Source organism: Moorena sp. SIO3H5 (genome assembly GCF_010692395.1).
GTDB lineage: Bacteria > Cyanobacteriota > Cyanobacteriia > Cyanobacteriales > Coleofasciculaceae > Moorena.
Genome location: NZ_JAAHHS010000706.1, coordinates 1 through 2015, shown reverse-complemented (window position 1 = coordinate 2015; position 2015 = coordinate 1). Strand labels below are relative to the sequence as shown.

Below are 2015 nucleotides of genomic sequence, written 5' to 3'. Positions count from 1 at the left end.
CCCACATTCCGCAGGTTCATCAGCAAAGGAGATAATATTTACGACAAGGAGCACCAAAGAACTTTAGAATCCAACACCGTTCCTCACTGAGGTTAGAAATCTGTTTCAAGGAGGCGTAAGTTAATAAATGAATTGACATAAAACATTGAAAAACCCAACGCAAAGTAGGAGTGGCAGTTGGTTTACCTAACTGATTTTGGATTGTTTGGGATGCTCGCTCTAAGGATTGACGCAATGTTCTCTGACCCAAGCTGTAAACCAGCAAGCACAAACCCATAACCATTGCTAAAGCCGCAACTCTTTTCGAAGAATTTAGAAAAACAGTGGAAGTAAAAAACAATGGATCTTTGAGAAACCGAAAACCACGTTCTGTAGATTGTTGTGCCTTATATTCACGCAAAACCTGTTCGTCGCTAAGTTCGGAGGCATCAAGAACATTGGTGGCAAGAATAAACCGGCCAGCCCGTTCTGTTTCAAGAGTAATTGCCGTTTCTTTGGGTATAATTTCAGCTTTAATCTGGAAGATTCGGGTAGGTTTAGAATCCTGGCGAGGTCTACCACGTCCCCGATGTTGAGCATGTTCAATAACTTCAATATTTGCCAGTTGATGAAATGGTAACTGACTCTCAAGTAGTTTGGTGGCTGTGAGTGCATCTTTGGCACATGCAAATTTTTGTTGGCACAATTTTCGCAGTTGGGATTGTGCCTGAGTAAATTTTTTGGCTAGACGTTTTTCCAGTTTTTTTAAGTCAGATTCTTTACGGGCTTCACTTTCTACCACTAGCCACCGTTGTCGCACACCACCATAATTATTACAATATGGGGCAATACGATATCCTGGTATTGTACTTGCTACAAAGGCATCAATACTAGTATTTTCTAACAGTTCTTTGGCAGCAGTTAGGGTACCAGGAACTCTCGTTACCCATCTTAAGGAGACCATCATCTGCAAATTTTCTTCAGTATAAAGGGCTGCATCGGCAACAAATAAACCGTCTATTTGCCATTGTTTGTGGAAGTCAGCGATCAGTTTTCCAAACATGGCTGAATCGACTTCATTGCCATCTGCAACTCTTAAATATAAGGGTATATCTCCATCTCCACTGCACATCAAGTCGAGGATAAATTGTTTTAAATCTGGTCGGTGATCTCTAGAATAACCATATGTAATTGTAATTAATCCTGATTCGGCTGATGCTTCATCTGATGCATCTATCCCATAATCCCCATGTACGTGAAATGAACTAGAATCCAAGTGGAAACTGTCCATTTTAACTCCAAATTTACTGGCGGCGGATAGTGCAACTCGGATGAAAATTTCCGTTAATCCAGCATCATATAGTTTGTCTAACACTCTGCCCAAGCGGTCATCATTCAAGTGTTCTGGTTGTATTCCCTCTCCCAATAAATGTTCCGTTGCAATCCCTTCAAAAAACTTATGAAATAGATATAGTGGCGCACTGACAAAGCCTAAGCCGTTGATAATCATTGCTTTGACCACTTGACCTACGCTAATTATTTCTTGGGGATGAGTTCCGAGCAGTTGGTTAATCTCCTCAACCAAGCCCATTTCATCAACAATCCCTGCGACTATGCCCAAGTGATCGATATCTTGTACTTTGATTTGTGATCCTGAAACACTCATGCTTCAAAACTGCAGTTCCCCCACAGTCTGAACTACTCAAAACCTCAATCCCAAGCTCTGTGGCCTTCCTAGGCTTGCCAGTACTCCCAAGCGCTCTGGGTACCTCGGGAATTGAGAATGCTCACAACGCTCTTTCTCAAGGGCACTTGGGCGATTTGGTTCCCAAATACAAATGCGACCAGTGCCTAGAGTTGGATTATATTCCAATTGCTGACATCCTTCAAGCTTGAAGCAACATTGGTACACAATTTTTGGGTTCAATCATTATATCCCTTATGGGGATAGACTTTAACTAGTATAGTAGTACAAATGAACGGGAGGACTTCAGTCAAAAATACAACATTATGTGATCGCACCTGCGGAATGTGGG

Annotated in this window: 1 protein-coding gene; it reads right to left on the bottom strand. The window is 41.8% G+C overall.

The genetic code is table 11. From position 1 onward, the window contains the following. Positions 1 to 19: 19 nt before the first annotated feature. Positions 20 to 1645: an IS1634 family transposase gene (locus F6K52_RS35735; protein WP_293089858.1), complete on the bottom strand. Its 1626-nt coding sequence runs from the start codon at positions 1643 to 1645 to the stop codon at positions 20 to 22. Between the last annotated feature and the right edge of the window lie 370 nt (positions 1646 to 2015).

Excerpts from the sequence above, each read along its gene's own strand:
- F6K52_RS35735 (WP_293089858.1), bottom strand. The coding sequence starts at position 1,645 with ATGAGTGTTTCAGGATCACAAATCAAAGTACAAGATATCGATCACTTG.